Below are 524 nucleotides of genomic sequence, written 5' to 3' on the forward strand. Positions count from 1 at the left end.
CGGCGCAGCAGGAACTGGAGTTACGACCGATAGCTCGGTCGTAACTGACAATCCTTTCGCCTCTACGACCCTCCTTAAAAACTATGCCAGTGACTTGACCTCAGCTGTCCCTGCAGGCTACAACATTACGGATATCACGAATGGCACGACGAGCTATACAGGTGCGACAACTGCAGCAACACTGGCAGCTTTCGCAAGCAGCCAACCCGACAGTCAGTGCGACTCAAGCAAGCAACAACTATACGGTCACGCTCACAGCTGCAGCACAAACGGCAACCTTCAACTATGGCTATATCAACACGGCACAGCACACGCCGGCTGTACCCAGCAGTATGACAACGACAGGAGGGACGACAGGAGCGAATGTCGCACAATCACTACCAACTGGCTGGAACACGCCTTCCAATACAGCGACAGCGGCGAATAAAATCCCTTATGGATATTATATCTCTGCCATCTATGCAGGAAACTCTGCAACAGGAACACCGATAGCCACAGGGACGGGAATGGGACCACAAACAACG

1 protein-coding gene is annotated in these 524 nt (G+C 52.7%); it reads left to right on the top strand.

The features are described from left to right. Positions 1-140: 140 nt before the first annotated feature. Positions 141-524, top strand: a 384-nt coding sequence (locus tag BABA_RS27795) for a hypothetical protein (protein ID WP_211214146.1), incomplete at its 3' end; no start/stop codon positions are given.

It is taken from the genome of Neobacillus bataviensis LMG 21833, from assembly GCF_000307875.1.
GTDB classification, from domain to species: domain Bacteria; phylum Bacillota; class Bacilli; order Bacillales; family Cytobacillaceae; genus Neobacillus; species Neobacillus bataviensis.